This is a genomic window from Roseateles sp. FW301-B2, assembly GCF_058788955.1.
The window spans coordinates 25,642-42,981 of sequence record NZ_JBYTBE010000033.1 but is presented as its reverse complement, the minus strand read 5'-3'; the positions used below and the strand labels follow the sequence as shown (position 1 = coordinate 42,981).

Sequence of the window (17,340 nt, the reverse complement as noted above, 5' to 3'; positions counted from 1 at the left end):
TGTCTTTGCGGGGCAACCCGAAGGGCAAGGCAGCCCAGGGCACCATGATGGGATCGTAAACACGCTCTAAGACCCAGCGGCGAGAATGCGCGGCCATGAGCCCGCTCGCCCTCGCCCTCGTCCTCGTCGCCGCGCTCTGCCACGCCGCCTGGAACCTGATCGCCAAGCAAGCCGGCGGCGGCCAGGCCCTCGTGCTGCTGATCGCCCTGCTGGTGCTGCTGGTCTGGGCGCCGCTGCTGCCCTGGCTGGGGCTGGAACAGGTCTTGCACTGGGGCTGGAAGGAGCTGCTGGTGTTGGCCGGCAGCGCCGGGCTGCACGTCGTCTACTACCACTGCCTGATGCAGGGCTACGCGGTGGCCGACCTCAGCGTGGTCTATCCGGTGGCGCGCGGCAGCGGCCCGCTGCTGAGCTCGGCCGGCGCTTTGCTGCTGCTCGCCGAGCCGCTCAGCCTGCTGGGCGCCCTGGGCGCGCTGGGCGTGGTGGGCGGGGTGTTCCTGATCGCCGGCGGGCCGGGCCTGTTCAAGCGGGCACAGCAGCCCGAGCAGCGCCAGCGCGTGCACCGGGGCCTGCTGTGGGGCGGGCTCACCGGCGCCTGCATCGCCGGCTACACCCTGGTGGATGGCTATGCGGTCAAGGTGCTGGCGATCGCGCCGGCGCTGGCCTACTACGCCAACAACCTGCTGCGCGTGCCGCTGCAACTGCCCCTGCTGGCCGGCCACCGGCGCGCCGCCACGCTCGAGGTCTGGCGCACGCGCTGGAAGGCGGCGCTGGCGATCGCGCTGCTCAGCCCCATCAGCTATGTGCTGGTGCTCCACGCCATGCGCCTGGCGCCGCTGAGCCATGTGGCGCCGGCGCGCGAGGTCTCGATGCTGTTCGCGGCGCTGGCCGGCGGCAGCCTGCTGGGCGAGGGCGACCGCCTGCTGCGCCTGCTGGGCGCCCTGTGCATCGGCCTGGGCGTGGCCGCCCTTGCGCTGGGATGAACGTGGCGGATTCGTGACACCTTACCGCCGCGCGCGCACTCAAACCCCAGCTCCAGGGTAAACGGCGATTGCCGCTGGCCGAAGTCCGGGCGATACACCCGCTCGGGCGACATCCGCACCGCCCGCCGATCGACCGAGGAGCACGAGACGATGACGGAATTCAAGCGCGCAGCCCTGTTCAGCCTCGGCCTGCTGGCCATGGCCTCGTCCATGAGCGCCCAGGCCAGCGGCGGCAGCATCGGTGTCATCCTGCCCGAGAGCTGGCCCAGCAAGGCGCAGGCCGAGGAGATCCGCAACGGCATGCAGCTGGCCCTCAAGACCTGGCCCTCGCAGCCCGTGCCCACCCTGATCGTGAAGGACAGCGGCTGCGACCCCAAGAAGGCCGAGGCCGCCACCAAGGCGCTGATCGAGGCCAGGGTGGACGTGGTGCTGGGCAACTGGTGCGAGATCGGCGGCGGCGCCGAGCTGCTCAGGAATGCCGGCATCGGCTTCGTCTCCAGCAATGCCGAACGCGTCAAGGGCCTGGAAGGCAGCCAGCTGCAGCTGGGCCGGGTGGAGCTCTACGCGGGCGAGAAGCTGGCGGCCAAGCTGCGCAGCGAGACCGGCTTGCGCGTCAGCGCCCGCACCAGCTGCTGGATGGATTTCGAGCCCAGCATCTCCGACAAATACGACGCCGTGCTGTGCCCGGTGCTGGCGATCGACAAGGCGCGCTGGGACCAGGTGGCCGCCACCTACAGCGCCGGCTTCCTCAAGCCCTTCACCGTCTCGGTGGCGCGCGGCTATGCGGCCATGGAAGTGGCGCTGTCCTATGTGCGGCGCCTGCGCGGCGGCGCCAAGTCCGGCGCGGCGCTGAAGGACACGCAGAGCATCAACACCTTGTTCGGCCCCCTGCCCGCGCCCGACGGCGCCACGCCGGCCGAGGCCATGCAGCTGGTGTTCGCCGCCAAGCTGCCCAAGCTGGCGCCCAAGCAGGCCGCCGCGGTGGACGAGATCGTCAAGAGCAAGGGCTGCGGCGGCAAGGCGGCCGGCGCCCACAGCGGCCCCTGGGCCGAGCAGCCCTTCGTGGTGCGCGGCACCGGCGCCGCGGCCGACTGCGCCGCCCCCATCGTCACGGCGCAGCGCTGATTTGCCCCCACGCGTGGGGCTGGAAAGCCCCCACGCCCCTTTCTAGCATGGCGGTTCGCCGGCGCTGGCCAGGCCAGCCATCCCGCCGGGACGGCGGGCGCGGCCGCGCCCGTCTCTCCGCGCCCAGCCGTTCGGCCCCGGGCGCTCAACCACGCTGGATCAAGGGAATGAGAACAAGCAATCTATGGGCCTCCATCGGCCTCGTGGCCGCCATAAGCGGCCTCATGGGCGGCCAGGCACGGGCCGCCGTGTTGGTGCACGACTACCAGTTCGACGGCAATCTGCAGGACGCGCTGGGCGGCCCCGCGCTCCAGTCCATGGGCGGCGAACTGGCCAGCCAGCCCGGGCGTTATCACTTCGGCGCCAACCAGGGCCTGCAGCTCAACCAGGGCCTGGTCGACACGCGCGTCTGGTCGCTGGAGTTCCGCGCCAGCTACGACTCGCTGGTGGGCACCTGGAAGAAGCTGATCGACTTCCAGGACCTCAGCGTCGACGAGGGCCTGTACTTCGAGACCGCGCGCCTGCAGTACTACCCCGCCAAGTCGGGCACCGACAACGCCGCGGCGGGCAGCGACTTCACCGTGGTGCTGACGCGCGACGAGCACGACGTGCTGCGCGGCTACCTGAACGGCGTCAAGCAATGGACCCTCAGCGATGCCGCCGGCCACAACGCCGACAGCGTCAGCGCCAACAACCGGCTGTACTTCTTCGTCGACGACTACCAGCGCGCCCAGCGCGAGGCGCAGGCCGGCTCGGTCGACTATCTGCGCGTCTACGACGGCGTGCTGACGGATGCCCAGATCGCCGGCGTACCCACCAGCCCGGTGCCCGAACCCGGCAGCTTTGCGCTGCTGGGCGCCGGCCTGCTGGCCCTGGCGATCGCACGACGGCGCGCCTGACGTCTTGGCGACGTGGCCCGCGGCTGGCTAAACTCCTGGCGCCCGCATCGCCCGCCCCCAGCCCACGCGTGTCCTCGTCAAGCCGAAAGAACAGCCGCCTCTGGGCCCAGCTGCGCATCCTGTGCTGCTGCGGCCTGGATCTGATGAGCATCGCCCCGGATGCCTTCGCGATCGCGCACGAGCTGCTGCCCCATGCCGCCACGGCGCTGTTCCTGACCGGGCCGGACGGCACCCTGCATGCCGCCATCCACGAGGACTGCCCGGACGCAGTGCGCGCGCTGTGCCTGAGCGAAAGCACGCTGTTCGACGGCCCCGGCGAGTTCAACACCAGGCAGCTGGTGAGCGCGCCAGGCCAGCCCAAACTGGGCCAGCTGCTGGCGCCGCCGGCGGCCTATTACGCCAGCAACACCTACCAGCTGCTGATACGCGGCTGCGGCCATCACCACACGCTGGATGCCCGCCTCGAGGCCGACGGGCGGCCCTTCGGCGTGCTGGCCCTGATGCGCGAGCCGGGCCGGGGCTATGCCGACGGCGACCTGCCCTGCCTGGCGCGCATCGCCCAGCACCTCGAGCATGCACAGCGCGGCGCCACCGAGGCACCCGCCACCGAGGCCGCCAGCCTCGCCGAGCCGGCCATGCTGGTGGCGCGCGCCAGCGGCGAGCTGCTGTTCGCCAGCCCGGCGGCGCTGGCCCTGCTGGACGAGATCCCCTTCGCCGCCGCGCTCTGGCCCGACCGGCGCGTGCTGCCGCCGGCCGGCCTGCGCCTGCTGCAGGCGCTGCAGGGCGAGGGCAAGCCGCCCTGGGAAATGCCGGCCTGCAGCCTCGCCATACCGGGCGGCGCGCTGGAGCTGCGCGCGCAATGGCTGGGCGCCGCCACGGGCGGCCTGGAGGCCGCCCGTGCGGCCGCCGACGCCGGCCTGGTGGGCATCAGCCTGGCGCGCCGCACGCCCCTGCCCCTGCAGGTCTGGCGCCGGCTCGCCGAGGTGCAGCTCTCGCCCCGCCAGCGCGAGGTGGCGTTCTGGATGGCGCTGGGCGGCGGCCGCGAGGCCGCGCGCCAGCGCCTGCACATCAGCGAGGCCGTGCTGCGCGACTGCGTCAAGGCGGTGTACGAGCGGCTCGGCTGCGGCTCGCAGGCCGAGCTGACGGCGTTGTTGCGCGGCTAGGCGTGCGGGCCGCTTAGGGTCGCCTAAGGCCGCCTAGGGCCGCGCCGCCGCCAGCCGCTCGGCGAAGAAGGCCGCGATGTCGGCCTGCATCTGCGGCGTGACGCTGTGCGCCGCGCCCGGATAGAGCACGAAGCGCGCATCCAGGCCCTGCTCGGCATAGAGGCGCTGGCTCAGCTGCCAGCGCGCCAGCGGCGTGCTGCCGAAGCGGGCGAAGATCAGCCGCTCGTCGGCGGCCGAGAAGCTGTCGCGGTGCACCACCGCGTCGTTGGCGTCCTGGTCGCCCATATAGATGAAGGCGGCCACCGCCTTCAGCGCGGCCGGGCGCCAGGCCTCGCCGCTCAGCGCGGCCAGGTCGGCCACGCCCACCGGGTAGTTGAGCGCCACGCCACCCTCCAGCACCGCCTGCGGCGCCAGCGGCCAGCCGCCCGGCGAGCCGCTGGCCAGGGCCAGCACGCGCTCTGGATGCAGGAAGGCAAAGCGGTTGACGAAGGAGCCCGAGGCCGAGAAGCCCGACATCAGCAGCCGCGCCGACAAGACCTGACCCTGCTGCGCCAGGCGCTGGCGGGCATCGTCCACCATCGCCAGCAGCTGGCGGTCGACGCGCTGCCAGGCCGGCTGCGTGGCCAGCAGGGCGGCGCGGCTGAGCGCATGCAGATAGAGGTCATCGGCCTGCGGATCGGCCGGGCGCGGAAACATCGGCACCAGCAGTGGCACGCCCAGGCCCTCGGCCAGCGCCGCCTGGCGATTCAGCTCGCCGGCGGCGGCGGCGCGCAGCAGCTCCAGCTCGGTGCTCACGAAACCGCTGTTGTTGGGCACCACCAGCAGATGCGGCGACTTGATCTGCTGGGGCAGGTAGAGGAAATAGGGCCAGTGGAAGCCGCGCTCGGGGGCCGCGGCGCGCTCCTGCACCCGCGCTGCGTCGAGCTGCGGCAACACCAGCGCCGGCCCCTTCACCCCCAGCAGGGCGAAGCCGCCCTCGCTGGCGCCGGCGTCGAACTCCAGCTCGTAGCGGCCCGGCGGCAGGCGCCGCTGCAAGCTGGTCTCGCCCTGGCGCGCCGCCCAGCTCAGCAGCGGCGCCTGGCCGGCCGGCCCGCGCAGCGTCAGCTGCGCCTCGCCGCCCTGCACCGCCAGCCACAGGTGCAGGCGGTGGTCTTCGTCGGAGGGCGGCAGCACCAGGCTGATGCGCGCGGGCGTGCCGCCGCGCCCCTGCAACCGCAGGCCGTGGGTCAGGTTGAAGCCCTGCTGCACCAGGGCCGCATTGCGCTCGTTGACCTCCTTGCGCAAGGCCTCCAGGGCCGGCGGCGGCGCGGCCGCGGGCGTGGTTTCGGCCGCCCTTGCGTTGCCCAGCGCCAGCCCGGCACAGGCCAGCAAGACCCTGCAGATGGTTGTTCGCATCCTCTCCCCTTCGTCTTGGTGTGCAGGCGCGCATGCTAGGGCCTGCCTACACTCTAGGCATGAGTGAATCCGATACCCAGCAAGATCCCGACGCCGCCATCAACGAGCCCCGCCTCTGGCGCGACCGCGGCTGGACCGCCCAGGTCATCAAGAACGAGGACGACGAGGGCTGGGCCGTGGCCATGTACAAGGCCGGCGAGGCCGAGCCGGCCCTGGTGGGCCCCTGGACCATGGGCCGCGACAAGAAGAACCCCAAGCCCCTGGACGTGAATGCCTTCAACACCCTGGTGAAGACCGCCAGCGAGGTGATACGCCGCCACGAGCAGGCCCTGCATGCCCAGCTGCACCGCGAGCTCAAGCTGGACAGCGAGGCAGGCCGCCTGCTCGTCACCCTGGACATCGTGCCCGACGAGGAGGCGCCGCATGCGCTGCTGGCGGCCTTCGACGCCGCCGGCGAGCGCCTCGCCCAGGTGCGCGTGGCGCCGGGCTTCAAGCTCAGCCAGGCGAGTGCCGCGGCCTGGGTGGAGGGCGGCTTCGAGCGCCCGCGCTCGTCTTGATGGAACTCAAGCCCGGCTGAGGCGCGGCGTTCCAGAATGGGTCGTTGTCACTTGGTGAACATCCATGACCGAGACCCCCACCCAACGCCTGGACCGCGTGCTGCATGCGGCCGCCGCCCCGCTCACCGGCGGGCTTTCGCCGGTCTCGTTGGCGCTGGCCATGGCGGACTGGGGCTGGCATCTGGGCGTCTCGCCGGGCCGCCAGCTGGAGCTGGCCGCGCTGGCCGCGCAGCTGGGCGCCGACACCCTGCGCCAGCACGATGGCGCGGCCGAGGGCGGCGCCGGCGCGCGTGACGACGACCCGCGCTTTCGCCACGAGGCCTGGGCCGCCTGGCCCTACAGCCAGCTGCGCGCCGGCTTTCGCAATGCCGAGGCCTTCTGGCGCGAGGCCGCCCGCGTGCCGGGCATGAGCGCCCACCATGCCGAGATGACGCAGTTCTTCGCCAAGCAATGGCTCGCCATGCTGGCGCCGGCCAACTGGCTGCTCAGCAACCCGGTGGTGCTGAACGATGCGGTGGCGTCGCAGGGCGCGCACTTGGCCCAGGGCCTGCGGCATTGGCTGGCGGATGCCAGCGGCACGGCCGTGCCGCCGCCCAGCGTCCGGGTCGGCCAGGACGTGGCCGTCACGCCCGGCAAGGTGGTGCACCGCAACCGGCTGATCGAGCTGATCCGCTACGAGGCGCAGAGCGACAAGGTGCATGCCGCGCCGCTCTTCATCCTGCCCTCGTGGATCATGAAGTACTACATCCTCGACCTCTCGCCGCACAACTCGCTGGTGCGCTACCTGGTCGAGCAGGGCCACACCGTGTACATGGTGTCCTGGCGCAATCCGGACGCCAGCGACCACGAACTCGGCATGGACGACTACCTGAGCCTGGGCGTGCTGGACGCGCTGCGGGCGATCGGCACGCTCAGCCCCAAGGGCGTCGGCGTGCAGGCGATGGGCTATTGCCTGGGCGGCACCCTGCTGGCGATCGCCGCGGCGGCGCTGGCGCGCGCCGGCAGCGCGCCCCTGCTCGGCTATCAAGACCTGCCCCCGCTCAAGACCCTCAGCCTGCTGGCGGCGCAGACCGATTTCTCCGAGCCCGGCGAGCTGGGCCTCTTCATCGACGAGAGCCAGATCGGCCTGCTGGACAACCTGACGCGCGGCAAGGGCTATCTGAGCGGCAAGCAGATGGCGGGCTCCTTCCAGTTCCTGCATTCGCGCGACCTGGTCTGGACGCGGCGCATGCGCGAGTACCTGATGGGCGAGCGCGAACAGCAGAGCGATCTGATGGCCTGGAACGCCGATGCCACCCGCATGCCGGCGCGCATGCACCACGAGTACCTCACCTCGCTCTACCTGCACAACGCACTGGCCGCCAGCAGCTACCGCGTCAACAGCCATGCGGTCTCGCTGAGCGAGCTGCGCATGCCCGTCTTCATGGTGGGCACCGAGCGCGACCATGTCTCGCCCTGGCGCTCGGTCTACAAGCTGCACCACCTCTGCGAGGCCGAGATCACCTTCGCGCTCGCCAGCGGCGGCCACAACGCCGGCATCGTCTCTCCGCCCGGCCCGCACGACCAACATCCGCACCGCGGCTACCGCATCGCCAGCCGGCCCGCCCATGGCGCCTGGCTGGATGCCGACGACTGGCTGGCGCAGGCGCACCCGCACGAGGGCTCCTGGTGGCCCGCCTGGGCGCAATGGCTGGGCCGGCATGGCGGGCGCAAGCAGGCCGCCACGCCCATCCCGGCGCGCGCGGTGCTGGCCGACGCGCCCGGCAGCTATGTGATGCAGCGCTACAGCGACTGAGAGGCACATCACCGGCTGGCTTAGCATGCGGGCATGATCCAACGCCTGCTCCTCGCCGCCTGCCTCCTGCTCCCCCAGCTGCCCGCCCGGGCCGAGCCCCACGCCCTGGGGCCGGCCGACATCGCGCAGCTGCGCGAGATCGGCGATGCCCAGATCTCGCCCGACGGCGCCTGGGTGGCCTACACGCTGCGCCGGCAGGACCTCGACAAGGACCAGCAGCTCACCGATCTGTGGATCAGCCGCAGCGACGGCAGCCGCAGCCTGCAGCTGACGCAGGGCGGCGATGTCGAGGGCAAGCCGCGCTGGAGCCCGGACGCGCGCCGCATCGCCTTCCTGGCCAAGCGCGGCGCCGACGAGGCGGCACGCAAGCATGCCCAGCTCTGGCAGATCGCGCTGGAGGGCGGCGAGGCGCAGCCGCTCACCAGCCTGAAGACCGGGGTGGCCGATTTCCAGTGGGCGCCCGACGGCCAGCGCCTGCTGCTGGTGCTCGACGATGCCGACCCGGCCGACGAGCCCGAGCTGCTGGAGGGCTGGAAGCGCAAGACCCGCCCGCCCATCGTGATCGACCGCTTCCACTTCAAGCAGGACCGCGAGGGCTATCTGGGGCCGCAGCGCCAGCACCTCTATCTGTTCGAGCCGGCCGGCGCCAAGCTCACGCCGCTGACGCGCGGCGAGTTCGGCGAGTCCAAACCGGCCTGGTCGCCCGACGGCCGGCAGATCGCCTTCCTCAGCCCGCGCATGGCCGAGCGCGAGCGCAGCGAGGCCACCGGCCTCTACGTGATGGAGGCCCGGGCCAACGCGCCGGCGCGCGAGCTGCTCGCCAACTTCAGCACCGACGAGGACGCCTACCCGGCCTGGAGCCCGGATGGCCGCCAGCTCGCCGTGCTGATGGGCGACGAGGGGCGCTGGTCGGCCTACCAGCGCTGGCGCCTTGCCACCGTGGCGGCCGCGGGCGGCGCGCCGCGCATCCTGACGCAGGCGCTGGACCGCGGCCTGCAGGCGCGCTTTGCCTGGGCGCCCGATGGCGCCAGCCTCTACGCCAGCGTGGACGACGACGGCGCCGCCTGGCTGGCGCGCATCGGCCTGGACGGCAAGGTCGAGAAACTCAGCGACGGGCGCCGCAGCGTGAGCGGCCTGAGCGTCGCCGCCAAGGGCCAGATCGCCCTGCTCGCCAGCACGGCCAAGCAGCCGCCCGAGCTGCAGCTGCTGCAGCCGGCGGCGCCGGCCAGGCTGCTGCCCCTCACCCGGCACAACGCCTGGGCGGCCGAGGTGCGCTGGGGGCGCAGCGAGGACTTCGCCTCACGCAGCGCCGATGGCACCGAGGTGCACGGCCTCATCAGCTACCCGCCCGAGTACCAGCCCGGGCGGCGCTACCCCACCCTGCTGCTGATCCATGGCGGGCCCAACGGCCAGGACGGCCACAGCTTGGCGGGGCGCGACCTCTTGCGCGAGGAACTCTGCGCCGCCGGCTATGTGGTGCTGCAGGTCAACTACCGCGGCAGCAGCGGCCGTGGCGACGCCTACCAGCGCGCCATCTATGCCGACTGGGTCAACAAGGAGGTGCTGGACCTGCAGGGCGCGGTGGACTGGGCCGTCGGCCAGGGCATCGCCGACCCGGCGCGCCTGGGCGTGGGCGGCTGGAGCTATGGCGGCATCCTCACCAATGCACTGATCGCCGCCGACACGCGCTTCAAGGCCGCGGTGGCCGGCGCCGGCAGCGCCAACCAGCTGGCCATGTTCGGCACCGACCAGTACGCCGTGCAGTACGAGCGCGAGCTGGGTGCGCCCTGGCGCAACCCGGCGCTGTGGCTGAAGGTGTCGGCGCCCTTCTTCAATGCCGAGCGCATCAAGACCCCCACCCTCTTCATGGGCGGGGAGCTCGACTTCAACGTGCCGATCTCGGGCAGCGAGCAGATGTACCTGGCGCTCAAGACCCTCGGCGTGGAGACCCAGCTGGTGATCTACCCCGGCGAGTTCCACGGCATCAGCAAGCCCAGCTACGAGCGCGACGTGTCGGCGCGCTTCCGGGCCTGGTTCGACCGCTACCTCAAGCCCTGAGCTTGGTGGCGGTGATGACCTGGAAGTTGCCGAAGAACAGGGTGCGGCGCTCGCAGTGCAGGCCGCCCATGGCCTCCAGCTGGCGCAGCGGGTCATGGGTGCTCCACAGCGCCAGGCCGAGCGGCTCGAAGACCTTGAAGTAGGCCCAGCTGAGGGTGCGCAGCACCCAGGGATCGGGCTTGTGGAACTCGGCCAGGTAGAGCGTGCCGCCGGGCGCCAGCACGCGCACCGCCTCCTTCAGCACCTGGCCCTTGAGCTCGTGCGGCAGCTCGTGCAGCAGGAAGAACAGCACATTGGCCGCCACCGAGGCGTCCGGCAGCTGCAGCGTGTTGGCGTCCTGCTGGTGGAAGGCCAGCCGGCCCGCATAGGGCTGCAGCTTGCGCTGCGCATTGAGCAGCTCGTTCTCGATGATGTCGATGATCTGCACCTCGCTGGCGCCCGCGCCCAGCGCCGCCTTGACGACGCGCGGCATCACATTGCCGAAGGCGCAGGAGGTGATCAGCACCGGCTGGCCGCGCAGCTCGCTGCGGCGCAGGCGCTGGGTGATGGTGGAGACCAGGCGGTCGTACTGGAACAGCAGGATGGCCGCGATGATGGGCTGGAAGTCCACCAGCCGTATCAGCCGCATGTTCGAGTAGATCGGATAGACATGGCCGTCGGCGCGCGGCAGCACGCCGAAGAACACCTTGCCGACGCCGCGCGCAATCAGCGCGCCGCGCGTCACCGTGAAGAAGAACAGCGCCACGCTGCCAAGCACCAGGGCCGCCGACATGGCGGTGGGAAGAATCCAGTTGCTCACAATGCCCCCGAATGGCCGGGGTCGCGCGCCACAGGGCGCCGCTCACAAAGCCCCGACCTGGTTTGATTGGCGCACCGCAGCATCCGGCTGTCCTTGCTCAAGATCAACCGGCACGCCGCACCGCTACCATGCGCGCATGTTCATCAGCAACACCCTGCTGCCGGCGCTCCTCGCCACGCTCACCACGCTCGCATCGATGGCCCCGGCGCGGGCCACGCCGGGCGAGGTGCCGGTGGGCCAGCCGCTGCGCGAGGCCCGGCTGCAAGGCCTCAACGGCCCGCCGCGCGCGCTCTCGGCCTACCGCGGCAAGCCGCTCATCATCAACGTCTGGGCCAGCTGGTGCGGCCCCTGCCGGCAGGAAATGGCCTCGCTGGAGCGCCTGGCCTGGCGCGAGGACCTGGGCCCCTTCGCGGTGATCGGCATCTCCACCGACGACGAGCGCGACAAGGCGCTGGCCTTTCTGAAGCAGAGCAATGCCAGCTTCAACCATTACCTCGACCGGCAGCTGGAGATGGAGCACATGCTGGGCGCCACGCGCCTGCCGCTGACGGTGCTGGTCGATGCCCGCGGCAAGGTGCTGCACAAGATCTATGGCGCGCGCGCCTGGGACGAGGCCGAGGCGCTGGCGCTGATACGCCGCAGCTTCGGCACGGGCATGCGCTGATGCGCTGACTTGACGCAGCGCAAACCGCGCCGGCCGGGCAAGCGAAGAATCGAGCCCAGATCAACCCGCTGGAGTACGGTCATGGCTGCATTGGTGAAGGGCAAGTCGCGCCCCGCTCGCGATCGCGTCGAACTGGTGGACCCGTTTGCGGTGCTCGACCAGACCCACCGCGAGGTGCTGACCCAGCTGCAGGCCCTGCAGGGGCTGATGCCGCGGCTGGAGAACTACAACGTCGACGATGCCGCGCGCGCGATCGCCCGCGGCGCGGTGGACTTCTTCGGCCACCACGCGCGCCAGCACCATGCCGACGAGGAGAAGCGCGTCTTCCCCGATCTGCTCAACAGCGGCGACGAGGCCCTGTGCCAGCAGGTGCTGCGCCTGCAGCAGGACCATGGCTGGCTGGAGGAGGACTGGCTGGAGCTGGGCCCGATGCTGGCCGAGATCGCCGATGGCCAGGTGGGCGTGGACCTGGAGAGCCTGCGCCACGCGCTGGAGGTGTTCGGCGCGCTCTACCACGAACATATTTCGCTCGAGGAAGGCTTCATCTATCCGGAGGCCAAGCGCCGCGCCGCCGCCGCGCAGACCGCTCGCGAACAACGGCTGGCGACGGGGGGCTGAGCCCGCAGCGCAGAATGGGGGGATGAAAACACCCCCCAGGCTGCAAGCCTTGATGGAAGAAGGCCTGATCGACGGCGTGCTGCGCCAGCTGATGAGCGGCAAGGAAGCGCAGGTCTATGTGGTGCGCTGTGGCGAGGAAACGCGCTGCGCCAAGGTCTACAAGGAGGCCACGCAGCGCAGCTTTCGCCAGGCGGTGGACTACACCGAGAACCGCCGCGTGAAGAACAGCCGCCAGGCGCGCGCCATGGCCAAGGGCACGCGCTTCGGCCGCGCCATGCAGGAGGAGGCTTGGCAGAGCGCCGAGGTGGACGCGCTCTACCGCCTGGCCGCCGCCGGCGTGCGCGTGCCCCAGCCCTACAACTTCCACGAGGGCGTGCTGCTGATGGAGCTGGTGGCCGATGCCGAGGGCGCCGCCGCGCCGCGCCTCAACGACGCCCAGTTCACGCCCGAGCAGGCGCGCCGCCACCATGCGGCCCTGATCGCCGAGGTGGTGCGCATGCTGTGCGCCGGCATCGTGCACGGCGACCTCTCCGAGTTCAACATCCTCTTGGCCGAGGACGGCCCGGTCATCATCGACCTGCCGCAGGCGGTGGACGCCGCCGGCAACAACCACGCCAAGCGCATGCTGTTGCGCGATGTCGAGAACCTGCGCCTGTTCTTCGGCGCCAGCGCGCCCGAGCTGCTGGCCAGCGACTATGGCCACGAGATCTGGGCCCTGTTCGAGCGCGGCCTGCTCAAGCCCGACAGCCCGCTGAGCGGCCGCTTCGAGCACAGCCGCAAGGCCGTCAATGTGGGCGAGGTGCTGCGCGAGATCGAGGATGTAAAGGCCGAGGAGGCGATGCGGCAGCTGATGCGCAGCGGCGCGGGCTAGGCATGCACTGCTACGCCAAGCTGTTTCGGCCCGCCTCGCGGAGCAGGCAGGTGGCCCCGTCGGCCCGGATGCGGCGGCCTTCGCTGCGCTCAGGCTCCCCTGCGCTGCTCCCTGCCCCGGGCTTCGCGCACAACTCGCCCTCCGACCCCCTGCGGGGCCGGCACCTGCCTCGCGGCAGTCGCCTGTCGTCGGTGCTCACACAAGGTGCGCTCGACGCATCGCCTGGAGCGACGCGCACCCCGTTGCAGCTGCGCTGCTCGGCACCGCAAACGTGCCGCCAGGGCCACCTGCCTGCTCCGCTACCACCAGTTGTCGAGCGCACAGGAAACAGGCGTTTCCCCGGCTCAGGAGACCGCCGCGCTATGCCCGCCTGATCACCTCGGGTCAAAGCCTCGCCGCACGCCATGGCGGTGGCATGCGGGCCAGGCCGGTAGGTGCGAGGCCCCATTGGCGGTGCCGAGCCGCGCAGCCAAACCGGGTTGCGCATCGCTCCAGGCGATGCGTCGAGCGCGCCTTGTTTGAGCTCAAGCACAGTTGGCCGCCGCAGGCGGACAACGGCCCACAGGGGTGCGAGGGCGAGTTGCGCGCGAGTGCCGGTTTGGCGAGCAGCGAGGGGAGCCTGAACGCAGTGAAGGCCTCCGCCTCTGGGGCCGAGTGCCTGCCGGCCTGGGCTGCTCAGCCCATATCCACAAAGGCGTGAAATTAGAACTGCAGCGGCGCGCTGCCACTGAAGCTCAGCGTGTGGCCGAGATCGCGGAAGTCGATGCGCAGCAGGGCTTCGTGCTCATCAAGCTGCCAGCGCATCGCCAGCACCTCGGGCTCGCTCTCCAGCAGCTCGAAGCGGCCCTGGAAGGCCGGATGCTCGTTGCGCAGCCGGATCAGCTGCAGCAGGCGCTGCACCACCGGGCGCTGCAGCTCGGCGGCGATCTCGGCCTGGTCGTAATGGTGGCGGTTGATGTCGCGCCCCACCCCGCTGCGGGCCAGCAGCGCCATGTCGTTGTGGCCGGCCAGCAGGCCGACGTAATAGACCTGGGGCACGCCGGGCAGGAAGAACTGCAGCGCGCGCGCCAGCAGATAGCTGCGCTCGTCGCCACCCAGCGCATCGAAGAACGTGCAGTTGACCTGGTAGAGATCGAGGTTGGAGGCCGCCGCCCCGGTAGCCTGGCGGCTCTGGCCCTGGCTGGCGGCGTGGATGCGCTCCACCAGCGCGTCCAGCTCGGCGGGCGGCACCAGGCCGGGTGAGCCGGCGCGGTCGGCGCTGTCGGCGCCGATATCGATGATGCCGATGCCGTCGTGCGTATCGAGCACCGTCAGCGCATTGCGCGGCCGCAGCGCGATCCAGCGCTTCAGCGGCGCGGCGGTCTTGAAGAAGAAGGCATGCAGGGCCAGCGGCGGCAGCGCGAAGTCATAGACCCAGTCCACCTGTTGCGCGATCTCGATCTGGCGCCGGTAGTAGGAATGGATCTCCACCAGCACCTCGATGCCCAGCGCCTTGGCGCGCGCCGCGAACTCGGCGATGAAGGCAAAGGTCTCCGGCATCATGAAGCAGGAGGCGCCGGCCTTCTTGATCGCATAACCGGCCGCATCCAGGCGCACCATGCGGATGCCGCTGTCGGCAAAGCGCTGCAGGATGCCGTCCAGGTAGGCGCGCCCCTCCGCGTGCTGCACATCGATGTCCAGCTGCTTGGGCGTGAAGGTGGTCCAGAGCAGCTTCTTCTGGCCGTTCTTCAGCGTGGCCACGGTGAGCGGCAGGCCCGGGCGCGGGCGGTACACGGCCAGCAGCTGCTGCTCGTTCGTGCCCTGCGGGAACACCGCATCCAGCGTGAGAAACAGGCCGGCATAGCGCGAGGCCTCGCCCCGCTCCGAATAGTCCTGGAACTGCGGCGAATCGGCCGAGATGTGATTCACGATCACATCGGCCATCACCTCGCACTGCGCGCTCAGGGCGCGCACATCGGCCCAGGCGCCCAGGCGCGGATCGACCTGGGTATGGTCGATCGGGTCGAAGCCGGCGTCGGCGCCGTCGATGGGATAGAAAAACGGCAGCAGGTGCACGCCGCCGAACAGGCCTTGCAACAAGCCCTGCGGGCCCTGCAAGAGCGCCTGCAATTGCGCGATGCCGCCGCCACCGAGGCGGTCCACATAGGTGATGAGTTGGACTTGGTTCTTCATGATGGCTTGTACGACTTCACGCGCAGCACCGCCGCGGCCGCCAGCATCAGCAGCGCGCCGGCCAGGCGGATGACGTTCTCGGGCTGGCCGCCCAGCAGGGCGTGGTAGATCAGCGGCAGGGTCAGCATCTGGATCAGCATCGGGATCACGATGAACATATTGAAGATGCCCATATAGACCCCGGCGCGTTCCGGCGGGATGCTGCCGGCCAGCAGCACATAGGGGTTGCCCATGATGCTGGCCCAGGCCAGGCCCACGCCCAGCATGGGCAGGAACAGCAGCCAGCGGTTGTGCAGCTCGGGGATGGCCCACAGCCCCAGGCCCGCCAGCGTGAGGCACAGCGCGTGCACGCGTTGCGCGCCGAAGCGCCGCGTGTAGGGCAGCATGGCGAGCGCCGCGATGAAGGCGACGAAGTTGTAGAAGCCGCCCAGCTGGCCGTTCAGCAGGCCGGCATCGCGAAAGCCCTGCGAGCTGGCATCGCTGGTGCCGAACATGGTCTGGGCCAGCGCCGGCACGATGTAGATCCAGTAGCACATCATCGCGTACCACTGGAACAGCTTCATCCACCAGAGCCGGCGCATGGTCTCGGGCATCTCGCGGAAGGCGCTGAGGATCTCGTCCCAGGTGGCCCGGAGGCCCTGCGGGCGCTGCGAGAGCTCCTGTGCCTCGGCGGCCGAGAGCGGCAGCTCGGGCACGCGGCGCACCGACCACCACACCGTGGTGAAGGAGAACAGCGCGCCGATGCCGAAGGCCACCAGGGTGATCTGCGGGATGTGGTTGGCGCCCAGCGCGTCCTTGTCCATGCCCAGCCAGACCATGATGGAGGGCGCCAGATAGGCCAGGGTCTGGGCCAGGCCGGTGTAGGCGCTCTGGGTCAGAAAGCCCTGGGCATGCTGGGCCTCGTCGAGCCGGTCGCTCACATAGGCGCGGTAGGGCTCCATGGTGACGTTGTTGGCGGCGTCCAGTATCCACAGCAGGCCGGCGGCGAACCACAGCGTCGGGCTCATCGGCATCAGCAGCAGGCCCAGGCTGCACAGCAGCGCGCCGATCAGGAAATAAGGCGTGCGGCGGCCCCAGCGCGTCACCGTGCGGTCGCTCAGCGCGCCGACGATGGGCTGCACCAGCAGGCCGGTGAGCGGCCCGGCCAGCCACAGCAACGGCAGGCTGGCCTCGTCGGCACCCAGGTACTGGTAGATCGGGCTCATATTGCTCTGCTGCAGCCCGAAGCTGAACTGGATGCCGAAGAAGCCCAGGTTCATGTTCAGGATCTGCCAGAGGCTCAGCCTCGGCTTGTTGGCGCTCATGCCGAATGCCTTTCGAGGGTCAGGTCTTGCTGCCAACGCTCGTAGAAGCGGTCGCTCGCGGCCACCGGGCCCCGCTCGCCACACATGGCGGCGGCAAATTCCACCGCCAGCGCCAGCGCACGCGGGACCGACTGGCCAGCTAGCCAGGCGGCCAGCAGCATGGCGCTGAAGGCGTCGCCAGCGCCGACGGTGTCGACCAGGCATTTCAGGCGCGGCGCCGTCGCCAGGGTCTCGACGCGGCCCTCCACATCGAAGCTCGCCGCCCCCAGCGCACCACGCGTGAGCAGCAGGCGCTGCAGGCCATGGCGCCGCATCAGGGCGCGCACGCCCAGACCCCAGTATTCGGGCGGTGCATCCAGCGCCGGGCTGGGCAGGCTCTGCCATTGCAGCAGTTGGGCCAGCTCATGCTCATTGACCTTGAGCCAGTCGGCATGCCGCAGGCAGGCTTCGGCCAGCTCCGGTGCGGCACTGCCGGCGCGCAGATTCAGGTCCAAATAACGCAGCGCACCCTGCCGGCCAAACTGCTCCAGCAGGCGCTGTATGCCGGCGCGCGCCACCGCATGGCGCTGTCCCAGGCTGCCAAAGTAGACCACCCGGGGCGTGGCCGCGGACGCCAGCAGAGGCTCGGCCTCCAAATGGTCCCAGGCCGCATCCCCATGGATCTCGAAGCCGTGCCCGCCCTCGCTTTCGATCACGCTGACACGGCCGGTGCCGCGCTCAGCATCGAATTGCAGCGCCGCCTCGCTGAGGCCGAAGCGGCGCATGTTTTGCAGCACCAGCGCCGCGCCGGCATCGCCCTGCCCCAGGCGCGTGGCCAGCAGGGCCGGCTGGCCCAGCGCCTGCAGCGAGCGCGCCACATTCAGCGGCGCGCCGCCGGCCACCGGCCCGCTGGCGAACTCGTCCACCAGGGCTTCACCCAGCAGCAGCACGGGTGCCATGC

General features: G+C 70.8%; 15 protein-coding genes. 10 read left to right on the top strand and 5 right to left on the bottom strand.

The window, feature by feature from the left end; all coding sequences use genetic code 11:
• Window positions 1–95: 95 nt before the first annotated feature.
• The 4 genes from AC3WQY_RS19635 to AC3WQY_RS19620 all read left to right on the top strand — a co-directional run bounded on the left by AC3WQY_RS19635 (window position 96) and on the right by AC3WQY_RS19620 (window position 4,167).
• On the top strand, window positions 96–980 hold the full coding sequence (locus AC3WQY_RS19635; protein ID WP_492710228.1) for an EamA family transporter: 885 nt from the start codon (window positions 96–98) through the stop codon (window positions 978–980).
• A gap of 150 nt (window positions 981–1,130) precedes the next feature.
• A complete protein-coding gene (locus AC3WQY_RS19630) occupies window positions 1,131–2,105 on the top strand; it encodes a hypothetical protein (protein ID WP_492710227.1) in 975 nt (324 codons plus the stop codon).
• Window positions 2,106–2,272: 167 nt separating this feature from the next.
• Window positions 2,273–3,004, top strand: coding sequence for a PEP-CTERM sorting domain-containing protein (locus AC3WQY_RS19625; RefSeq protein ID WP_492710226.1), 732 nt, complete (start codon window positions 2,273–2,275; stop codon window positions 3,002–3,004).
• 143 nt (window positions 3,005–3,147) lie between these two features.
• A complete protein-coding gene (locus tag AC3WQY_RS19620; RefSeq protein WP_492710224.1) occupies window positions 3,148–4,167 on the top strand; it encodes a helix-turn-helix transcriptional regulator in 1,020 nt (339 codons plus the stop codon).
• Between the two features lie 33 nt (window positions 4,168–4,200).
• Here AC3WQY_RS19620 and AC3WQY_RS19615 read toward each other — a convergent pair whose 3' ends face one another.
• Window positions 4,201–5,562 carry an alpha/beta hydrolase family protein gene (locus AC3WQY_RS19615; RefSeq protein ID WP_492710222.1) on the bottom strand — a complete coding sequence of 454 codons (1,362 nt, stop codon included), beginning with the start codon at window positions 5,560–5,562 and terminating at the stop codon, window positions 4,201–4,203.
• Between the two features lie 59 nt (window positions 5,563–5,621).
• Here AC3WQY_RS19615 and AC3WQY_RS19610 point away from each other — a divergent pair, with 59 nt between their 5' ends.
• From AC3WQY_RS19610 to AC3WQY_RS19600, 3 genes are all read left to right on the top strand, one after another.
• Window positions 5,622–6,119, top strand: a complete 498-nt coding sequence (locus AC3WQY_RS19610; RefSeq protein WP_492710220.1) for a hypothetical protein — start codon at window positions 5,622–5,624, stop codon at window positions 6,117–6,119.
• Window positions 6,120–6,183: 64 nt separating this feature from the next.
• Window positions 6,184–7,914, top strand: coding sequence for a PHA/PHB synthase family protein (locus AC3WQY_RS19605; protein ID WP_492710218.1), 1,731 nt, complete (start codon window positions 6,184–6,186; stop codon window positions 7,912–7,914).
• A gap of 33 nt (window positions 7,915–7,947) precedes the next feature.
• Complete coding sequence (locus AC3WQY_RS19600) at window positions 7,948–9,972, top strand: S9 family peptidase (protein ID WP_492710217.1); 2,025 nt, start codon at window positions 7,948–7,950, stop codon at window positions 9,970–9,972.
• Here the strand turns inward: AC3WQY_RS19600 and AC3WQY_RS19595 are convergent.
• Entirely contained in the window at window positions 9,962–10,744 is a 783-nt protein-coding gene (locus AC3WQY_RS19595; protein WP_285233426.1) for a methyltransferase domain-containing protein, read from the bottom strand. The genes AC3WQY_RS19600 and AC3WQY_RS19595 overlap by 11 nt on opposite strands.
• 163 nt (window positions 10,745–10,907) lie before the next feature.
• Between AC3WQY_RS19595 and AC3WQY_RS19590 the strand changes: the two genes are divergently transcribed.
• From AC3WQY_RS19590 to AC3WQY_RS19580, 3 genes are all read left to right on the top strand, one after another.
• On the top strand, window positions 10,908–11,435 hold the full coding sequence (locus AC3WQY_RS19590) for a TlpA family protein disulfide reductase (RefSeq protein ID WP_285233427.1): 528 nt from the start codon (window positions 10,908–10,910) through the stop codon (window positions 11,433–11,435).
• 81 nt (window positions 11,436–11,516) lie between these two features.
• On the top strand, window positions 11,517–12,053 hold the full coding sequence (locus AC3WQY_RS19585; RefSeq protein ID WP_492710215.1) for a hemerythrin domain-containing protein: 537 nt from the start codon (window positions 11,517–11,519) through the stop codon (window positions 12,051–12,053).
• 22 nt (window positions 12,054–12,075) lie between these two features.
• Window positions 12,076–12,924, top strand: a complete 849-nt coding sequence (locus AC3WQY_RS19580; protein WP_492710213.1) for a PA4780 family RIO1-like protein kinase — start codon at window positions 12,076–12,078, stop codon at window positions 12,922–12,924.
• A gap of 702 nt (window positions 12,925–13,626) precedes the next feature.
• Here the strand turns inward: AC3WQY_RS19580 and gtfA are convergent.
• From gtfA to AC3WQY_RS19565, 3 genes are read right to left on the bottom strand one after another with little or no spacing between them, the layout of a single operon-like run.
• A complete protein-coding gene (gene gtfA / locus AC3WQY_RS19575) occupies window positions 13,627–15,096 on the bottom strand; it encodes a sucrose phosphorylase (protein WP_492710212.1) in 1,470 nt (489 codons plus the stop codon).
• Entirely contained in the window at window positions 15,093–16,400 is a 1,308-nt protein-coding gene (locus tag AC3WQY_RS19570) for an MFS transporter (protein WP_492710210.1), read from the bottom strand. The genes gtfA and AC3WQY_RS19570 overlap by 4 nt, the downstream gene beginning before the upstream one ends.
• Window positions 16,397–17,338 carry a PfkB family carbohydrate kinase gene (locus AC3WQY_RS19565; protein WP_492710208.1) on the bottom strand — a complete coding sequence of 314 codons (942 nt, stop codon included), beginning with the start codon at window positions 17,336–17,338 and terminating at the stop codon, window positions 16,397–16,399. Before AC3WQY_RS19565 ends, AC3WQY_RS19570 begins: the two co-directional genes overlap by 4 nt.
• Window positions 17,339–17,340: the final 2 nt, after the last annotated feature.